Here is a 16867-nt window from a genome sequence, read left to right as displayed (position 1 = left end):
TTTACAGTATCTTATTCCTATTTTTACGTCAATTTTAGACCAGGGAGACATGATGAGGGGAGAAGAAAAGAGGGACCAGGTATTCATTATGAATATAAAGGAAACCATGCAAGCGGATTATATGGATGGTGACATTATCATCATCAACAACATCCAAAACATACCGGGATATTGGTTTGTGAGTAAATCTCAAGCATTAAATGTTTTCTCGTTCGTGATTTGTACACAGGGAAAACTTCAGGTGAGGATCATGTCCAAAACAGTGGTGATACATCCCTGTGAAGTACTATACTGCGATCCTAGCACTGTCATCAACGACTATATGATAAGTCCCGATTTCGATGCTATAATTCTGTGTATGTCTCCTCATATCGTACAGAGTATCCTTTATACCAATAGGAATATCTGGAACCATTATTTCAATATCAGTCAGAATCCGGTTTTGAATATCGGAGAAGAGGGTTTATGCTTGTTTAAGTATTATTGTCAATTACTGGTACATCACATAAAATTTCCTCAACAGGTATATAATAAGGAAGCAATGTATTCCCTCGTCAGTGCTCTTCTCTATGACCTCTTGGCGAAGTTGGGGAATACGGAAATAATAAACAATAACATACAAATTTCTCAAGGTGACATCTTGTTCAAGAGATTCATCGAACTGCTCTCCAAGAGCGAACCGAAAGAACGTTCGGTGTCATACTATGCCGAGCAGTTGTGTATTACACCTAAATACCTCTCAAGTACTGTGAAGAAAGTTAGTGGCAAGACGGCTTTTGAATGGATCAACGAATTTGTCATAGAAGATGTCAAACGTCAACTTTCTTTTTCGAACAAGTCTATCAAAGAGGTGGCCGATTATCTCCTGTTTCCCAATATCTCCTTTTTCGGGAAGTATGTCAGGACACATTTGGGGATGTCGCCAACGGAGTTCAGAAGACAGATAGGGAGAGGATGATATACAGAACAATGAATTTTACTTCATATGAAAAAAATTAGTATAAAACGTGTCACGATGAAGCGCGAAATGGACGATTTCGTGAAATTGGCAGAATCCATATATGCTGACTGCCCATACTATGTTCCTGATTTGGAGATGGACGTACGCGATACATTCAATCCTCACAAAAATGCAGGACTGGAGTGTTCCGTTGTACAACCTTTTATTGCTTATGATGATGCAGGGAAACCGGTTGGCCGTATTGCCGGTATTATTAACCGCCGTGCCAATGAAAAATGGGGAACCAAAAATGTGCGGTTCGGATTTATCGAATTCATTGACAATATGGAAGTGTCTGCCGCCTTGTTAGAGGCTGTAGAACAATGGGGGAAAGAACAGAACATGAGTCATATTCAAGGACCGATGGGCATTTTCGATTTCGACAAAGAGGGCATGCTTATTGAAGATTATGACAGGATGGGGTCGATGATCACGATATACAATCCTCCTTATTATCCACGACACATGGAAGCTTTGGGCTACGAGAAAGATGTAGACTGGGTGCAGATGTGTTTCGATGTGCCACGTGAAGTGCCTGCCAAATATGCACGTGTGGCACGGCTTTCAAAAGAAATGTTCGGACTGCATACCCGAAAGCTGACCGGCAAAGATATATCTGCCGGGTATGGAAAAAAAGTATTCGATCTGATTAACCTTGCCTATGCGCCCCTTTTCGGCTATACGGAGTTATCGGAAAAGCAGATAGACCTTTACTTGGACCGCTACCTGCCGTTAATAGACAAGCGCATGATTCCCATTATCGAGAACGAGAAAGGCGAGATTGTGGGAGTGGCAATCACCATGAACAGTCTTTCGCATGCCTTGCGGAAGTCGAAAGGTCGGTTACTGCCTTTCGGCTGGTTCTACTTGCTCCGCGCTTTGACTTGGAAGCGAGAAGATAAGGCTGAGTTGCTGTTGAATGCTGTCCATCCCGACTATCAAGGTTTGGGTGTGAATGCACTGTTCTTTGACGACCTGATACCCGTCTATAACAAGTGCGGTATTAAGTGGGCAGAGACAGGCCCGCAATTGGAGGACAACGTACGCGAGTTATCTCAGTGGAAACCGTTGAATCCGACAATTGCCAACCGGAGAAGATGTTACAAGAAAAAATTATAAAAAACAGGACAATATGAAAAACAGAGTAGTAATAACCGGTATGGGTATCTGGTCATGCCTGGGCACTTCTTTGGATGAGGTGCGTGATTCACTCTATACGGGTAAAAGCGGCATTGTTTTCAACCCGGAACGCAAGCAGGCGGGATTTCGTTCAGCTTTGTGTGCAGATGTTGCTCTTCCGGATTTGAAACCGTTCATACCTCGGAATATGCGGCAATTTATGCCCGAAGAAGCACAGTATGCCTATATGGCTACACGACAAGCCCTTGAGAATGCCCAATTGGATTTGGATTACATAGAAAAGCATGAAGTGGGCATCATTTACGGCAACGATTCAGTGGCAGAAGCTACGATGCATGCACTCGATAAATTCCGCGAGTTTCAGGATACGGCGGCCTGCGGCAGTGGTGCTATCTTCCAGTCGATGAACTCTACTGTGACGATGAACCTCGCCTGCTTGTTCCGGCTGCGGGGTATCAATCTGACGGCATCGGCAGCCTGTGCCTCCGGCTCACAGTCCATCGGATTGGCGAGCCTGTTGATACGTAATGGATTACAGGAATGTGTGGTGTGCGGTGGTGCGCAGGAGGCAAACATGTACAGTGTGGCGGCATTCGACGGTATCCAGTCGTTTTCTGTCCGCGAAGACGACCCTGCACGGGCTAGCCGCCCGTTTGATCGCGATCGTGACGGACTGGTTCCGGGTGGTGGTGCAGCGACAGTGATTCTGGAGAGTTATGAACATGCTGTGCGGCGTGGTGCTCCTATACTAGGTGAAATTGTCAGTTGGGGTTTCTCTAGCAACGGTGACCACATCTCCACGCCTAATGTGGAAGGGCCCGTCCGTTCGTTAGAACTCTGTCTGAAAAACGGTGGTATTACGTCCAGCCAAATTGAATATATCAATGCACACGCTACTTCTACGCACATCGGTGATATCCGCGAAGCGCAGGCCATTGCCCGTATCTTCGGCGATAGAAACGTACCCGTTACCTCCACCAAGAGCCAGACGGGGCATGAGATGTGGATGGCAGGTGCCAGTGAAATCATCTATTCGATGCTGATGATGAAAAACGATTTTATTGCGGGAAACCTCAATTTCGAGAATCCTGACGAGGAGACGGCTTGCATCAATGTCGTGCCGGAACGCCAGGAAACTCATTTCGACATGTTCCTCTCCAACTCGTTCGGATTCGGAGGTACAAACTCAACTTTAATAGTAAAGAACTTATAAGTAATTAACAACTAAAAGGAAAAAAGATTATGACACGAGAAGAAATTGTAACACAAGTAAACGATCTGTTAGCAGAAGAATTTGAAGTAGATGCAGCCACTTTTACCCCAGAGGCGAACGTAAAGGAAACGCTCAATCTGGATAGTCTGAGCCTTGTGGACCTGGTAGCGCTTGTACAACAAACATACAAGATAAAGATTCCCGTAGAAGAATTGCGCAGCATTCAGACCTTCAACAATCTTTATGACTACATCGAGTCGCATCTTCCGAATGAATGAAAAACGAGGATATTAAAAAGCTGATTCCTCAGCGCGACCCAATCCTGATGGTAGACAAGTTGCTGGAAGCGGACAGTAGCAAGTCCCTGACCAGCCTCACTGTTCGTGCCGATAATTACTTTATTGGTGAGGATGGAAAGTTGGAAGAGTCCGGGTTGATAGAGCACATCGCCCAGTCAGCATCGGCTTTTGCCGGATATATGGCAGTCGAGAAAGGAGCAACAGAACCTCCTGTGGGTTATATCGGCGAGATCAGGAAGTTCTGCTGCTACCATCGTCCACGGGTGGGAGATGAGCTGGTCACGACTATTATTATAGGTGCAGAAGTTGGTGGCGTGACGTCTATCAATGGAGAAAGTCGTGTTCAAGGTAAACTTATGGCAGAAACGCAGATGAAGATATATATCCGTCCATAACAGGAATCCGGAATGAACTTTACTATATATGTAACATTGGAATCATGAAACTTGAAAATAATTACTACAAACTAATCAGTATGCATCACGAAGGATTGAGCAGCAGATTTCATATTGCTTTGAGGAAAGAATGCGATGTCTATATCGGTCATTTTCCCGGAGATCCGGTTAGTCCCGGTGCTTGCAATATACAAACTATCAAGGAGTGCGCCGAACAGTTGACGGGCAAGGAATTGCGTATAAGTACTATCCGCCAATGCCGGTTAACGGCAGTTGTTACACCTGTGGTCTGTCCTGAACTGGACGTTATCATTAACCTGCAATCTCTTGAACAGGGGTATGCGGTAACGGCACGTATCATTGATGCTGAAAAAACATATATGGAATATAAAGGAGAGATGACCGTATGACAGCACTTTGCATTCGTTTCTGGACAGGAGAACGTTTGCAACGAATCCGTCGTTTGATTAACGAAACAGCACCTAAAGCCCAACTGCGTCCCGAAGCCTTCGAACCATTCTTCGACTATGCCACGGCAAATTATTGCCCAGATGCTCTTTATGAGGCAAATATTATTCCGGAAGGTTATCAATCTACTCTGATGGAGCAGTCTTATAATGGTGAGTACCTTTGCTTCACCTCCGTGCGTTGTGCTAACGATACAGTGCGCAGTAAGGAAAGCGACTATCACCGTATCTGTGATGCCATAGCGCAATCGCCTAATTTACTAGTGCTCGATACCTATTATTATACTATCGATACGCTGAATGGGATGAATGAGGATTTCAATGTGCTGCAATGGGTGTCTATGCTCTTTGTGTTTGTGGTATTGCTGTTCAGCTTCCGTTTCAATCTGCGGTACGCACTGCTTGGCTTCCTGCCGATATTATTGAGCTGGTTGATTGTCCTGGGGACTATGGCAATCTTCGGCGTAAGGTTTAATCTTGTCAACATTATCATCTCGACCTTCATCTTTGGTATCGGTGTGGATTACAGTATCTTCGTGATGAGCGGACTTACTGAAAGCGGCAAAGATGAGCACCTGTTGGGTTATCACAAAACGGCCATCTTTTTCAGTGCGGTCATATTGATAGTCACCGTTAGTTCGATGTTGTTTGCCGGACATCCGGCTATTAAGTCCGTAGGCTTCTCTACATTAGTAGGACTGGTTTCGGCGATTGTCCTTTCGTATGTAGTGCAACCGGCGATGTACAGGTTGATGAATAAAAAAACAGAATAAGAAATGAAATATGATATAATCATCATAGGTAGCGGATTGGGTGGCCTGGAGTGTGGATATATCCTTTCCCGTACAGGACGGAGAGTTCTTGTATTAGAGAAGGAATCCCAACTTGGCGGTTGCCTCCAAAGTTATCGGCGACGTGAACTGACTTTCGATACCGGTTTCCATTACGTGGGCGGTCTGGACGAAGGACAGTCATTACATGCTGCTTTCCATTACTTAGGATTGCTGGATTTACCCTGGCACCGGTTGGATGCTGATGGCTTCGATCGTGTAACTGTCGGAGAACGTACCTTTGCCTTTGCACAAGGTTACGATGCCTTTGTACAACGGTTAGCAGAAGACTTTCCTGCCGAACGAGCTGCCCTGCAACGCTATACGGATTTATTGAAACGCTCCGCAAGCCAGCAGTTTGCAGTACTGAATACCGATACTGATGGCTTCTCCTTTTTATACGAACTTATGGGAGCAAGTGCCTGGCAATACCTGACGGGAAACTTCCGTGATCCATTACTGATAAATGTACTTAGCGGAACATCATTGAAGATGGAACTTCGGCAGGAATCACTTCCTTTATTTACCTTTCTGCATGGAAACAGCAGTTTCATCGAAAGTAGTTGGCGGTTGAGGGGCGATGGTTCATTAATTGTGAAGGCTTTGGCAGAAGGCATCCGAGCACAGGGTGGAGAAATCATTTGCAACGCTAAAGCACAGGAGTTAGTGGATCGGAACGGGCAACTGACCCATGTGGTTTGTTCCAATGGAGAAACATATGAAGGCCGGTTTTTCATTAGTGACATTCATCCTGCTCTTACCTGTCAATTGGTGAAACAAAACAGTCGGATGAAGCCAGTCTATCGCAATCGGCTGGCTGGTCTGGAGAATACTTTCGGAATGTTCACCGTATCGCTTAGTATCCGGCCGAATAGCTTGCGTTATTTCAACTGGAATCAATATATATATCGCCAACCGAACGTGTGGACATTCTATCAGGATAATACACCTGTTGGCGGCATACTGGTCAGTTGCCGGAAACCGGAAGATGACAGTGACTATACCCGGCAAGTGGATTTGCTCACACCTATGACGTGGGACAAATGCAAGATTTGGAACGATACACAGGTAGGTCGGCGTGGTAGCGAGTACAATACGATGAAGGAGCGCATGGCAGATGAGTGCATCATCTTGGCCGAACATTTCTTGCCCGGACTTCGTAACATGTCAGAATGTTATACCAGCACTCCGCTGACTTGGCATGATTATACGTTTACGCCTAACGGAAGTGCTTACGGCATACGTAAGGATTTCCGCGATCCACTGATGACCATGCTTTCGCCACGCACACCTGTACCCAACCTGCTCCTTACAGGACAGAACCTGATGCTGCATGGGTTACATGGCGTGACCATGACTGCATTTTATACTTGTGCCGAGGTTATGGGAAAAGAGGCGGTATGGAAGATAATAGAACCAAACAAATAAAAAATATATGACAAAGAAGTACGCATTAGTAACCGGAGGCAGTCGTGGCATAGGAAGTGCTATCTGTGTAAAACTGGCTCAAATGGGTTACAATATTTTAATTAACTACGTGGATAACTCCATAGAAGCCCGGAAAACACTTGAACTGGTACACCAGACAGGAGGTGACGGGGAAATATTGATGTTTGATGTCAGCAAGCGCGAACAAGTGGTCAAAGCCATCGATGCATGGGAAAAAAGTCATCCGGAAGAATACATCGAGGTCTTGGTGAATAACGCCGGTATCCGTAGTGACAATGTCTTGGTGTTTATGCCGGAAGAAGATTGGCATCGTGTAATTGATATTACTCTTAATGGCTTTTATAATATGACGCAAGCCTTGCTGCAACCTATGTTGGCGCATAAATATGGGCGTATTATCAATTTGGCAAGTGTCAGCGGACTGAAAGGGCAACCGGGGCAGACCAATTATTCTGCCGCAAAGGGAGGTATCATAGCTGCTACGAAGGCATTGGCACAAGAGGTTGCACGAAAACAGGTGACCGTTAACGCTGTGGCCCCCGGTTTCATAGAAACAGACATGACGGAAGGTCTGGATGTGGCTGCATTGAAGAAAACCATTCCTGCCCAACGTTTCGGAACTTCTGCCGAAGTCGCGGAACTGGTGGGTTTTCTTGCCTCACCGCAAGCCGGATATATTACCGGAGAAGTGATCTCCATTAATGGAGGACTTTATACATAAAACACATCTGATATGAAAAAAATATTTATCATTTCCGCTCTCCTTATCTGCACTGGACTTTCAGCACAGCGGGCGGACATCCGCAAAGCGGCAGAGCGATACAAAAACGCAAATACAGTGATAACCAACGTGACGCAAACCCGGCACAATACAGCTATTGCGCAGGACATGATAGCCCAAGGGCACTTCTATTACAAGAAGCCAAATTGCCAAAGCATGATATTTAAAGATGTGAAAGAAATGCTGCTGGCCGTAGACAATACATTCGTCATGGTAAAGGATGGCAAACAACGAACGGCACGGGCTAAAGGGAAAGGCAATAACCCGTTTGAAGTTTTGCAATCCGTATTCCGTAACCTGCTTTCCGCAGACGATGAAACTTCCCTTTCTGAACTGGCAGATGTGAAATTGACGAAGCAGGGCGACATTTGCACGATTATTATTACTCCTACCGTAACGGATTCTAAAGTAAAACGTCGGATGATGTTCACTTCCTGTGTTGCTACTATTGACTTAAAAGTCGCCGAATTGCACCGTCTACGTATCAACGAGCAGGGTGGGAATTATACACAATACGATTTTTCCAACTATTTGTTCAATGCAGAAGTCAGCGACAGTGTCTTCGATGTCAATGCCGTACAATGAAGGAACTTAAAGACATTTGCTACATACCGGTAAGATTCAATGAGATAGACTCCATGCAACGTGTGTGGCACGGTTCGTTCGTTACTTATCTGGAGGACGGACGAGAGTCGTTTGGACGGCACTATCCCGGCATAGGTTATGCCGACATGCAACGGGTGGGTATTTATGCACCTATCTATGACATCAACATCCGTTACCTGGCACCGCTTATGCTGAACGATGTGGCGGTAGTGCATACACAGTATGTACATCATCCCGGAGCACGACTCGACTATGTATATAAAATATACAGGGAACGTGACCTCACATTATGCGCTGAAGGAGCTACCACTCAATTATTCATCGACGCGGAAGGGATACTCATGATAGATGTACCTGACTACTATAGGGAGTGGCAGGAAAAGTTTTTTTAATAAAATAGATTTATGTCAAAAGAAAATATTCAATCCACTTATAAGTCCAATGACACGGAGGAATGGCTGGACCGGGTGTGGACACGACCAATCGGTTACCATTGGGCATTACTGTTCCAACGGCTGAACGTACACCCCAATACCGTGACCATTCTCTCTATGATTATCGGAGCAAGCTCGGCATTCTTCTTTGCACATGGTTCCTACCGCACGGAAGGCATGAACGGGCTGTTACTGAACGCTGTTGCTATTCTTTTGCTGGCATGGGCAAACTTCTATGATAGCGCTGATGGCCAACTGGCACGCATGACGGGAAAGAAGACCCAACTGGGGCGTATCCTTGATGGTGCAGCCAGTGAAGTCTGGTTTATACCGATCTATCTAAGTTTGGTTTATCGGTTTTACGTCCACCATGACATGGAATTTCAATATCTAGGTATCGAAAACAATGTACAGAATATGTGGATTGCTACACTGGTACTGCTTATCATTGCACTCTACTCCGGTTTCGGCTGTCACAGCCGTCAATGCGGTCTGGCCGACTATTACCGCCAAATCCACCTCTTCTTCCTAAAAGGCGAGGCCGGTAGTGAGCTGGATAATTCCGTGCAACAGCAAAGGTTGTATGATGAAACGCCGTGGAAAGGCAATTTCCTGTGGAAAGCTTTTCTGAAAACCTATGTAAACTATACTCGTGGACAGGAGGTTCAGACTCCGGAGTTCCAGCGATTGATGAAAAAGCTGCGTAAACGCTATGGTGCAACGGAGAATATTCCGCAGGCATTTCGTGACCGTTTCCGTGTGCTCTCACTGCCTCTGATGAAGTGGGCGAACATCCTGACGTTTAACACTCGCGCGATCGTTCTCTATGCTGTCTGCCTGGTGGATTTACCATGGCTGTACTTCTTTTTTGAAGTATTCATCATGACAGCTCTCTGCCTGTACATGCGACGGAAACATGAGAATATTTGCAAACAATTGTGCGACACGGAAATATAGGAGAATAATAAAAGTAAAAGATTGTAATGAGAAAGAAGATATACCTTTGGCTGGCATTCTTGTTTATCATATGTGCAGCCCATGCGCAACATACGGTAGTGAACGGCATTGTAACCGACTCGATTACGGGTGAAGGATTGCCCTATGCCTCGCTGATATTGGAAGGAACGAGCATAGGCGGTGCCACTGATGATAACGGACATTTTTCATTCTCCGTTCCGAATGCACCTGCCGTCCTGCGAATATTCTATTTGGGGTATGAGACGCGGGAGATACACCTTGCTCCGAAAGGGAATCCCATAGACTTGAAAATAAACCTCTCTCCGGAAGGCATCGCGCTGAGTGAAATAACTGTGAAGGCCCAACGGGAGAGATATAGGAAGAGGGAAAATCCTGCCGTAGAGTTTGTGCGTCACGTTATTTCTTTGCGGAAGAGTAATTCTCCCCGGAATCATGATTACTTCAGTTACGACCAATATGAAAAGATATTCTTTGCTAAAAATGATTATACCCCTAAACCTCTAAAAGAAGGTAAGACAAGTAAGTTCGATTTTTTGAGTGAGTATGTTGATACTTTGGAAAGCGGCATCACTATTCTTCCCGTATCGGAGAAAGAGAAAGTGCAGACGGTTTATTACCGCAAATATCCAAAATCGGAAAAGCAGGTCGTGAAGGGTTATAAATCCTCGGGTATTGACGAAATATTCTCCAGTGATGGTGTACGGCAGTTTTTGGAAGAAGTGTTCCGCGAGGTGGATATCTTCCAGAACGACATTCCTCTGTTTCTGCAACGTTTCGTCAGCCCGCTCTCTTCCATCGGACCGAACTACTACAAATACTATCTGTTGGACACACTTTGGGTGAACGGCAGCCAGTGCGTAGATTTAGGTTTCGTACCTTTCAACTCGGAGACATTCGGTTTTACCGGACATCTTTACGTTACGCTCGACTCTACCTATTTTGTACAACGGGCTGTGCTTAACGTTCCCAAAGATATCAACCTGAACTTTGTCTCCCGGTTGACTATCGAACAAGAGTTTGAGCGCACGTCGGACAGCACCCGTATCACGACTAAAGATGACATTAGTGTCAACTTCAAACTGACCGAGCGTACCAGAGGCATGTATGCCCGGCGGCTGAATATCTACACCAACCACTCCTTTGAAGAACCGGATACCGAACGGATGCGTATCTTCAAGGAAAGTGCTCCTGTCATCACTATGCAAGGCTCGCATCGGCAGACGGATGATTTCTGGGAATTACATCGTCCGCAAGAAGCCGTCCCCCGCAATCCCAATTCCACGGATAAGCTGATGGCAAGGCTGAACGCTGTGCCGGCTTACAGGATTACGATGAAGGTGCTCACTACTATTGTATCGGGCTATATTCCCACCAATAGGGAGCCGGAAAAGAGTAAGTTCGAGTTTGGCCCCATCAACTCAACCGTCAATAATGATATTCTTGAAGGAACGCGTTTCCGTGTAGGAGGGACTACGACCACAGCATTCAGCAAACACTTGTTTATGGACGGCTACATGGCATACGGCATAAAAGATGAAAAGCTGAAGTATGACGCCCTGGTGGAATATTCGTTCAACGACCGTAGAGAGTTCCGCAAGGAATATCCTGTTCACTCGCTCCGCATGGAATATATGTATGATGTCAATAAACTGGGGCAGGACTATATGTACACCAGCAAAGATAACATGATGTTGATGATACGCCGCATGAGAGATCCCTATGTCACCTATCTGCGTAATGCCGAACTGACCTATACGCGCGAGCTTTATAGTGGTATATCTTATAATGCGATTGTCCGTAACTGGCGCGAGTATTCCACGCCTTATGCCGCTTTCGATCGTATCGGACAGGATCGTACGTTTACTTCGGTTAATCATTACGATATGACCGCATTGGAACTGCGCTTTCGCTATGGCAAGAACGAGAAGTTCTACCAAACGCGCAACCTTCGTATCCCCATCACTTTCGATGCCCTGATAGTCAATGCTAACCATATTATGGCACGGAAAGGATTTCTTGGTTCGGACTACAACTACCAGCGTACGGACATCGGCCTTCAGAAACGTTTCTGGTTCTCTGCTTTCGGCTACATAGATATTATTACCAAAGCAGGTAAGGTATGGACCAAGGTTCCTTACCCGTTACTGATATTGCCCAATGCAAACCTCACATATACTATCCAGCCGGAGACATACACGAATATGAACGCTTTGGAGTTCATCAACGACGAATATGTTTCGTGGGATGTAACCTACTATATGAACGGGAACTTGCTGAATCGTTTGCCTTTTATTAAAAAACTGAAATGGCGTGAAGTGTTCGGTTTCCGTGGCCTATGGGGCAACTTAACGGATAAGAATAATCCGGCAATGGGGGGTGAAGGGCTTTATGCCTTTCCAAAGACTACCTACAAAATGAGTGATACTCCCTATATGGAAGCAAGTGTGGGGATCGAAAATATATTTAAATTCCTGCGTATAGACTATGTATGGCGTTTGAACTATCTCGATCATCCGGATATACAAAAAAGTGGAGTGCGTATGACTATGGCATTGTCGTTTTGATGCTGAAAGAGAGTAATGGGAAAGAAATGTATTATGATTGAATATGTATTTGAACTATTTTTATAGACATATGGGACATTTTTTATTATTTTATTGTTTGTATCTTTGACGGTGATAAAAGAAAGATTGTATGGTAAAAAGAACAGGTTACATCTCTCAGATTATTGGTCCAGTGGTAGATGTTCACTTTGAAAATGATGACGACCAACAAACTACGACCTTACCGCGTATTCATGATGCAATGGAAATTACCCGCCAAGATGGAAAAACACTGATCGTAGAAGTGCAACAACACATTGGGGAAAATACAGTTCGTACTGTCGCAATGGATACAACGGACGGATTGAGAAGAGGTATGAAAGCACTCTCCTTAGGTACTCCTATTACGATGCCTATTGGTAAACAAGTAAAAGGACGTTTGATGAATGTCGTGGGTGATCCGATTGATGGAATGACTCCTCTAGATAAAGAAGGGGCATTTCCAATCCATCGTGAACCTCCGAAGTTTGAAGACTTAACAACGACACAGGAGGTTCTTTATACCGGTATTAAGGTGATTGACTTATTGGAGCCTTACAGTAAAGGGGGTAAAATCGGGCTTTTTGGAGGTGCCGGCGTTGGTAAAACTGTTCTTATAATGGAGCTTATAAATAATATAGCCAAAAAGAACAATGGTTTTTCTGTTTTTGCCGGAGTTGGAGAACGTACCCGTGAAGGGAATGATTTATTGAGAGAAATGATTGAATCCGGTGTGATCCGTTATGGAGAAGCTTTCAAGAAAAGTATGGAAGCTGGCGAATGGGATCTTACCAAAGTAGATCCTGAAGAACTTGAGAAATCTCAAGCGACTCTTGTCTTCGGGCAAATGAATGAGCCTCCGGGAGCACGTGCTTCAGTTGCGCTTTCCGGACTTACCGTTGCTGAGTCGTTCCGTGATACGGAAGGTAATGGACCGAAGGATATTTTGTTTTTTATTGATAATATATTTCGGTTTACCCAAGCCGGTTCAGAGGTTTCTGCTTTGTTGGGACGTCTGCCTTCTGCTGTAGGTTATCAACCGACACTTGCTACGGAAATGGGAGCGATGCAGGAACGTATTACATCTACAAAAGATGGTTCTATTACTTCTGTTCAGGCTGTATATGTTCCGGCCGATGACTTAACAGATCCGGCACCGGCTACGACTTTCACCCATTTGGATGCAACTACCGTTTTAAGTCGTAAGATTGCCGAACAAGGTATTTATCCAGCTGTTGATCCTTTGGAATCAACATCGCGTATATTGGATCCGTTGATTGTTGGGAATGAACATTATGAAACAGCTCAGCGAGTAAAACAGATTTTGCAACGTAATAAAGAATTACAGGATATTATTTCAATTTTGGGAATGGAAGAACTCTCGGATGAAGATCGAACAATCGTAAACAGAGCTCGTCGTGTACAACGTTTCCTTTCTCAGCCATTTGCTGTTGCCGAGCAGTTTACAGGAGTTCCGGGAGCTATGGTTTCTATTGATGATACAATCCGTGGATTTAAGATGATTATGGATGGAGAGGTTGATGATCTTCCTGAACCTGCATTTCTAAATGTCGGTACTATTGAGGATGCAATAGAAAAAGCTAAACTTTTACAAGAACAAGTAAATAAATAAAATGAATTTAGAGATTCTGTCACCGGAAGGTGTTGTCTATCAAGGAAACGCTGAGTCCGTTTCCTTTCCCGGAGTAGAAGGACAATTTGATGTATTGCCTAAACATGCTCCGCTGATAGCCGCTCTAACGAAAGGTGTCATTGTATATAGCGTAAAAGGAATTGAACAGAAAAAAGAAGTCGAGGGTGGTTTCGTTGAGATAAAAGACGATCATCTCTCTGTTTGTATTGAATAAAAAAATCATGAGCAGTAGATTAAAGTGGCGGTTAATGGGCTTGATCACATTTATTAATGTCGCTTTGGGGGTGACATTAGGTGGTTTATTGTATACTATTTGGCCTAATCATTATTTTAGATGGTATCCATCTATTCCTGTGTTTTATTGGATAATGGGATTAGCAATGGCTTTTTTCCTGGATCGGGTAAAGAAGAAACATGGAGATATGATTGTTACAATTTATATGATCGTCCGCTTATGTAAATTCATAATTGCATTGACCTTTTTATGGCTTTATGCGACACTGGTTGAAGAACATGTTAAAAGTTTCGGGTTGACATTGATGCTTTTCTATTTCATTTATTTAGTATTGGAGACCTATACATTTTATTTATATGAAAAGAGAAGAATAATACACAAAGATGAGGACATTAGATAAATACAAACTCTTACTAATAATATGGCTTGCTTTTGGGTGGATAGGGGTTAATGATGTTTCTGCAGAAGAAATTAATGTACAGGAGATTGTATTTTCCCATATACAGGATAATTATACCTGGCATATTACTTCCTGGAACCAGCAGGAAATTAGCATTCCTCTGCCGATTATTGTAAAGAGTGAAGAGCGTGGTTGGAATTTCTTTATTGCATCCCGTCTCCATGAAGGGAATATGCATCATGGTTTCTACATTGCGAAGGAAGGAGAACATGCCGGAAAAGTAGTGGAAAAGAAAAGTACAGGAGAAGAGGTCAGACCATTAGATATTTCTATTACCAAAAATGTGCTGGCTCTATTGCTTAGCTGCATTATCCTGACGAGTGTTATCTTAGGAGTTGCACGTTGGTATAAGAAACATCCGATGGAAGCTCCTGGTGGATTTGTAGGAATGATTGAAGCTTGCATTTTCTTCATTCATGATGGTGTCATTAAAGATAATATAGGCAAAGATTACAGGAAATATGCTCCCTATTTATTAACTGTGTTTTTCTTTATTCTACTTAATAATTTAATGGGACTAATCCCGGTTTTCCCCGGAGGAGCAAATGTGACGGGAAATATTGCGATCACACTTGTGTTGTCTGCCATTACTTTTATTATTGTCAATGTGTCGGGTACTAAAGCATATTGGAAGGGGATTTTTTGGCCGGAGACACCTCTCTTCTTGAAACTTCCATTTCCTCTTATGCCGTTTGTTGAATTTTTTGGTGTGTTCACAAAACCTTTTGCATTAATGATTCGTCTATTTGCAAATATCATGGCCGGACATACTATTATATTGGGACTGACATGCCTGGTGTTTATATCGGTTTCTATGGGAGCAATAGTGAATGGGGCTATGTCGATCGTTTCTGTTGTATTCTGTGTATTCATGAACTGTATAGAAATATTGGTTGCCTGTATTCAGGCTTACATATTTACACTCTTATCCGCCGTTTATATCGGATTGGCTAAAGAGTAAAAGTGAAGTATAAAACAAATATTACAAATTTTAAATTAGAGAATAATATGTTATCAACAATTTTATTGCAAGTAGCAGCAGGTTTAAGTCTTGGTAAGTTAGGCGCAACAATTGGTGCGGGATTGGCTGTAATTGGTGCGGGTTTAGGTATTGGTAAGATCGGTCAAGGGGCTATGGAATCTATCGGCCGTCAACCGTCGGCTGCGGGAGATATTCGTACGTCTATGATTATTATGGCCGCTTTAGTGGAAGGTGTAGCCTTGTTTGCTATTGTTGTTTGTTTCTTGGCATTGTTTCAATAAGTATCTTAAAAAGTAAATTATGTCATTATTAACTCCTGATAGTGGTCTTTTGTTCTGGATGTTTTTGTCATTTGGAATTGTCGTATTTATTCTTTGCAAATTTGGCTTTCCCGTTATTATTAATATGGTAGAACAGCGTAAAGAATTTATCGATCAATCTCTCAATGCGGCAAAGCAGGCAAATGAACAATTGGCCAATATACAGGCGGAAAGTGCAGCTATCTTAGCTCAAGCCAAAGAACAACAGACTGCAATCTTGAAAGAGGCGATGCAGGCCAAAGAGCGGATCATCAGTGAAGCTCGTGACCAAGCCATAACAGAAGGCCAACGACAAATGGAGAAAGTTACTCAACAAATACAAGAAGAAAAAGAGAAAGCAATCTTGGAGATACGCTCCGAAATAGCCGATCTTTCTGTAAACATTGCCGAAAAGATAATCCGCCAGAAGATCGAAAAGAATGAAGAACAGCAAGCCGTTATTAATCGACTACTGAATGAGATAACATTATATAAATCATAAAATGGATATAGGTATTATCTCAGCCCGTTATGCTCGTGCCTTGTTTGCTTTTGCAAAAGATAGAGGTACAGAAACACGAGTGTATAACGATATAAAAATGCTAGCCACTAGTTTCGAAAAGGAAGCAGCTTTAAAGGAGGTGCTTGATAATCCTGTATTGCCGGAAACGGATAAGAAGCGATTGATCAGAAGTGCGGCTGGCATCGAGGTCTGCCCTGAATTCGAACGTTTTATCCAGTTGGTTTTACAGTATAAACGTGAGAGTCTGTTGCAAATCATGTGTCTGATTTATATATCTCTCTATCGAAAAGAAAAGAATATAAACCGGATCTATTTATACACAGCAGTTCCTCTTGCAAAAGATTTGAAAGACAAGCTTACTAATGATATCCAACAGAAAACGGGTGGAACCATCGAGTTTTCAGAACATATCAACCCTGAATTGATTGGAGGTTTGATTATACGAATGAACAATTATCAGATGGATGCCAGTGTTGCTTCCCAACTCAAACGGGTTAAGAAGCAATTGATGGAAAAAAACAGACAAACAGAGGAATAGAA

20 protein-coding genes are annotated in these 16867 nt (G+C 43.6%); all 20 read left to right on the top strand.

Annotation, left to right across the window (positions count from 1 at the left end):
• The first annotated feature begins 88 nt into the window (after window positions 1-88).
• The 20 genes from C1721_RS02255 (at window position 89) to C1721_RS02160 (ending at window position 16865) form a co-directional block, all read left to right on the top strand.
• The gene (locus C1721_RS02255; protein WP_234347255.1) at window positions 89-958 is read left to right on the top strand and encodes a helix-turn-helix domain-containing protein; all 870 of its coding nucleotides are present in this window, start codon (window positions 89-91) and stop codon (window positions 956-958) included.
• A 27-nt stretch (window positions 959-985) separates the two neighbouring features.
• Entirely contained in the window at window positions 986-2119 is a 1134-nt protein-coding gene (locus C1721_RS02250; protein WP_102406793.1) for an N-acetyltransferase, read from the top strand.
• A 13-nt stretch (window positions 2120-2132) separates the two neighbouring features.
• Window positions 2133-3353 carry a beta-ketoacyl-[acyl-carrier-protein] synthase family protein gene (locus tag C1721_RS02245; RefSeq protein WP_102409197.1) on the top strand — a complete coding sequence of 407 codons (1221 nt, stop codon included), beginning with the start codon at window positions 2133-2135 and terminating at the stop codon, window positions 3351-3353.
• A 29-nt stretch (window positions 3354-3382) separates the two neighbouring features.
• Complete coding sequence (locus tag C1721_RS02240) at window positions 3383-3631, top strand: acyl carrier protein (protein WP_102406791.1); 249 nt, start codon at window positions 3383-3385, stop codon at window positions 3629-3631.
• Entirely contained in the window at window positions 3628-4047 is a 420-nt protein-coding gene (locus C1721_RS02235; RefSeq protein ID WP_102406789.1) for a hotdog family protein, read from the top strand. Before C1721_RS02240 ends, C1721_RS02235 begins: the two co-directional genes overlap by 4 nt.
• 44 nt (window positions 4048-4091) lie before the next feature.
• Window positions 4092-4457 carry an ApeI family dehydratase gene (locus tag C1721_RS02230; protein ID WP_102406787.1) on the top strand — a complete coding sequence of 122 codons (366 nt, stop codon included), beginning with the start codon at window positions 4092-4094 and terminating at the stop codon, window positions 4455-4457.
• On the top strand, window positions 4454-5287 hold the full coding sequence (locus tag C1721_RS02225) for an MMPL family transporter (RefSeq protein ID WP_102406785.1): 834 nt from the start codon (window positions 4454-4456) through the stop codon (window positions 5285-5287). Before C1721_RS02230 ends, C1721_RS02225 begins: the two co-directional genes overlap by 4 nt.
• Window positions 5288-5290: 3 nt before the next feature.
• Entirely contained in the window at window positions 5291-6772 is a 1482-nt protein-coding gene (locus C1721_RS02220) for a phytoene desaturase family protein (protein ID WP_102406783.1), read from the top strand.
• A gap of 7 nt (window positions 6773-6779) precedes the next feature.
• Entirely contained in the window at window positions 6780-7514 is a 735-nt protein-coding gene (gene flxB / locus C1721_RS02215; protein WP_102406781.1) for a flexirubin biosynthesis SDR family reductase FlxB, read from the top strand.
• A 12-nt stretch (window positions 7515-7526) separates the two neighbouring features.
• Window positions 7527-8159 carry a LolA family protein gene (locus C1721_RS02210; protein WP_102406779.1) on the top strand — a complete coding sequence of 211 codons (633 nt, stop codon included), beginning with the start codon at window positions 7527-7529 and terminating at the stop codon, window positions 8157-8159.
• Window positions 8156-8572 (top strand): acyl-CoA thioesterase, encoded by a 417-nt coding sequence (locus tag C1721_RS02205; protein ID WP_102406777.1) that lies wholly within the window; start codon window positions 8156-8158, stop codon window positions 8570-8572. The genes C1721_RS02210 and C1721_RS02205 overlap by 4 nt, the downstream gene beginning before the upstream one ends.
• A gap of 12 nt (window positions 8573-8584) precedes the next feature.
• Window positions 8585-9571, top strand: a complete 987-nt coding sequence (locus tag C1721_RS02200; RefSeq protein WP_102406775.1) for a CDP-alcohol phosphatidyltransferase family protein — start codon at window positions 8585-8587, stop codon at window positions 9569-9571.
• 26 nt (window positions 9572-9597) lie between these two features.
• Window positions 9598-12156: a DUF5686 and carboxypeptidase-like regulatory domain-containing protein gene (locus C1721_RS02195; RefSeq protein ID WP_102406773.1), complete on the top strand. Its 2559-nt coding sequence runs from the start codon at window positions 9598-9600 to the stop codon at window positions 12154-12156.
• Between the two features lie 130 nt (window positions 12157-12286).
• Entirely contained in the window at window positions 12287-13807 is a 1521-nt protein-coding gene (atpD, locus tag C1721_RS02190) for a F0F1 ATP synthase subunit beta (RefSeq protein WP_102406771.1), read from the top strand.
• Window position 13808: 1 nt separating this feature from the next.
• Window positions 13809-14042, top strand: coding sequence for a F0F1 ATP synthase subunit delta/epsilon (locus tag C1721_RS02185; protein WP_102406769.1), 234 nt, complete (start codon window positions 13809-13811; stop codon window positions 14040-14042).
• A gap of 7 nt (window positions 14043-14049) precedes the next feature.
• Window positions 14050-14463 (top strand): hypothetical protein, encoded by a 414-nt coding sequence (locus tag C1721_RS02180; protein WP_102406767.1) that lies wholly within the window; start codon window positions 14050-14052, stop codon window positions 14461-14463.
• Window positions 14447-15484 carry a F0F1 ATP synthase subunit A gene (gene atpB, locus C1721_RS02175; protein ID WP_102406765.1) on the top strand — a complete coding sequence of 346 codons (1038 nt, stop codon included), beginning with the start codon at window positions 14447-14449 and terminating at the stop codon, window positions 15482-15484. The genes C1721_RS02180 and atpB overlap by 17 nt, the downstream gene beginning before the upstream one ends.
• Window positions 15485-15531: 47 nt before the next feature.
• Window positions 15532-15786 carry an ATP synthase F0 subunit C gene (gene atpE, locus C1721_RS02170; protein ID WP_102409196.1) on the top strand — a complete coding sequence of 85 codons (255 nt, stop codon included), beginning with the start codon at window positions 15532-15534 and terminating at the stop codon, window positions 15784-15786.
• A gap of 19 nt (window positions 15787-15805) precedes the next feature.
• Entirely contained in the window at window positions 15806-16306 is a 501-nt protein-coding gene (gene atpF / locus C1721_RS02165) for a F0F1 ATP synthase subunit B (RefSeq protein WP_102406763.1), read from the top strand.
• A gap of 1 nt (window position 16307) precedes the next feature.
• A complete protein-coding gene (locus tag C1721_RS02160; protein WP_102406761.1) occupies window positions 16308-16865 on the top strand; it encodes a F0F1 ATP synthase subunit delta in 558 nt (185 codons plus the stop codon).
• The last annotated feature ends 2 nt before the right edge of the window (window positions 16866-16867 follow it).

This window comes from Parabacteroides bouchesdurhonensis (assembly GCF_900186615.1).
Lineage (GTDB): Bacteria > Bacteroidota > Bacteroidia > Bacteroidales > Tannerellaceae > Parabacteroides > Parabacteroides bouchesdurhonensis.
Note: the sequence above shows the minus strand (reverse complement) of the source record. Positions and strands in the feature narration are given on the sequence as shown.

Bases quoted from the DNA above. Each gene is read 5' to 3' on its own strand.
- C1721_RS02255 (WP_234347255.1), top strand. From the start codon at position 89: ATGAATATAAAGGAAACCATGCAAGCGGATTATATGGATGGTGACATT.
- C1721_RS02250 (WP_102406793.1), top strand. From the start codon at position 986: ATGAAAAAAATTAGTATAAAACGTGTCACGATGAAGCGCGAAATGGAC.
- C1721_RS02245 (WP_102409197.1), top strand. From the start codon at position 2,133: ATGAAAAACAGAGTAGTAATAACCGGTATGGGTATCTGGTCATGCCTG.
- C1721_RS02240 (WP_102406791.1), top strand. From the start codon at position 3,383: ATGACACGAGAAGAAATTGTAACACAAGTAAACGATCTGTTAGCAGAA.
- C1721_RS02235 (WP_102406789.1), top strand. From the start codon at position 3,628: ATGAAAAACGAGGATATTAAAAAGCTGATTCCTCAGCGCGACCCAATC.
- C1721_RS02230 (WP_102406787.1), top strand. From the start codon at position 4,092: ATGAAACTTGAAAATAATTACTACAAACTAATCAGTATGCATCACGAA.
- C1721_RS02225 (WP_102406785.1), top strand. From the start codon at position 4,454: ATGACAGCACTTTGCATTCGTTTCTGGACAGGAGAACGTTTGCAACGA.
- C1721_RS02220 (WP_102406783.1), top strand. From the start codon at position 5,291: ATGAAATATGATATAATCATCATAGGTAGCGGATTGGGTGGCCTGGAG.
- flxB (WP_102406781.1), top strand. From the start codon at position 6,780: ATGACAAAGAAGTACGCATTAGTAACCGGAGGCAGTCGTGGCATAGGA.
- C1721_RS02210 (WP_102406779.1), top strand. From the start codon at position 7,527: ATGAAAAAAATATTTATCATTTCCGCTCTCCTTATCTGCACTGGACTT.
- C1721_RS02205 (WP_102406777.1), top strand. From the start codon at position 8,156: ATGAAGGAACTTAAAGACATTTGCTACATACCGGTAAGATTCAATGAG.
- C1721_RS02200 (WP_102406775.1), top strand. From the start codon at position 8,585: ATGTCAAAAGAAAATATTCAATCCACTTATAAGTCCAATGACACGGAG.
- C1721_RS02195 (WP_102406773.1), top strand. From the start codon at position 9,598: ATGAGAAAGAAGATATACCTTTGGCTGGCATTCTTGTTTATCATATGT.
- atpD (WP_102406771.1), top strand. From the start codon at position 12,287: ATGGTAAAAAGAACAGGTTACATCTCTCAGATTATTGGTCCAGTGGTA.
- C1721_RS02185 (WP_102406769.1), top strand. From the start codon at position 13,809: ATGAATTTAGAGATTCTGTCACCGGAAGGTGTTGTCTATCAAGGAAAC.
- C1721_RS02180 (WP_102406767.1), top strand. From the start codon at position 14,050: ATGAGCAGTAGATTAAAGTGGCGGTTAATGGGCTTGATCACATTTATT.
- atpB (WP_102406765.1), top strand. From the start codon at position 14,447: ATGAGGACATTAGATAAATACAAACTCTTACTAATAATATGGCTTGCT.
- atpE (WP_102409196.1), top strand. From the start codon at position 15,532: ATGTTATCAACAATTTTATTGCAAGTAGCAGCAGGTTTAAGTCTTGGT.
- atpF (WP_102406763.1), top strand. From the start codon at position 15,806: ATGTCATTATTAACTCCTGATAGTGGTCTTTTGTTCTGGATGTTTTTG.
- C1721_RS02160 (WP_102406761.1), top strand. From the start codon at position 16,308: ATGGATATAGGTATTATCTCAGCCCGTTATGCTCGTGCCTTGTTTGCT.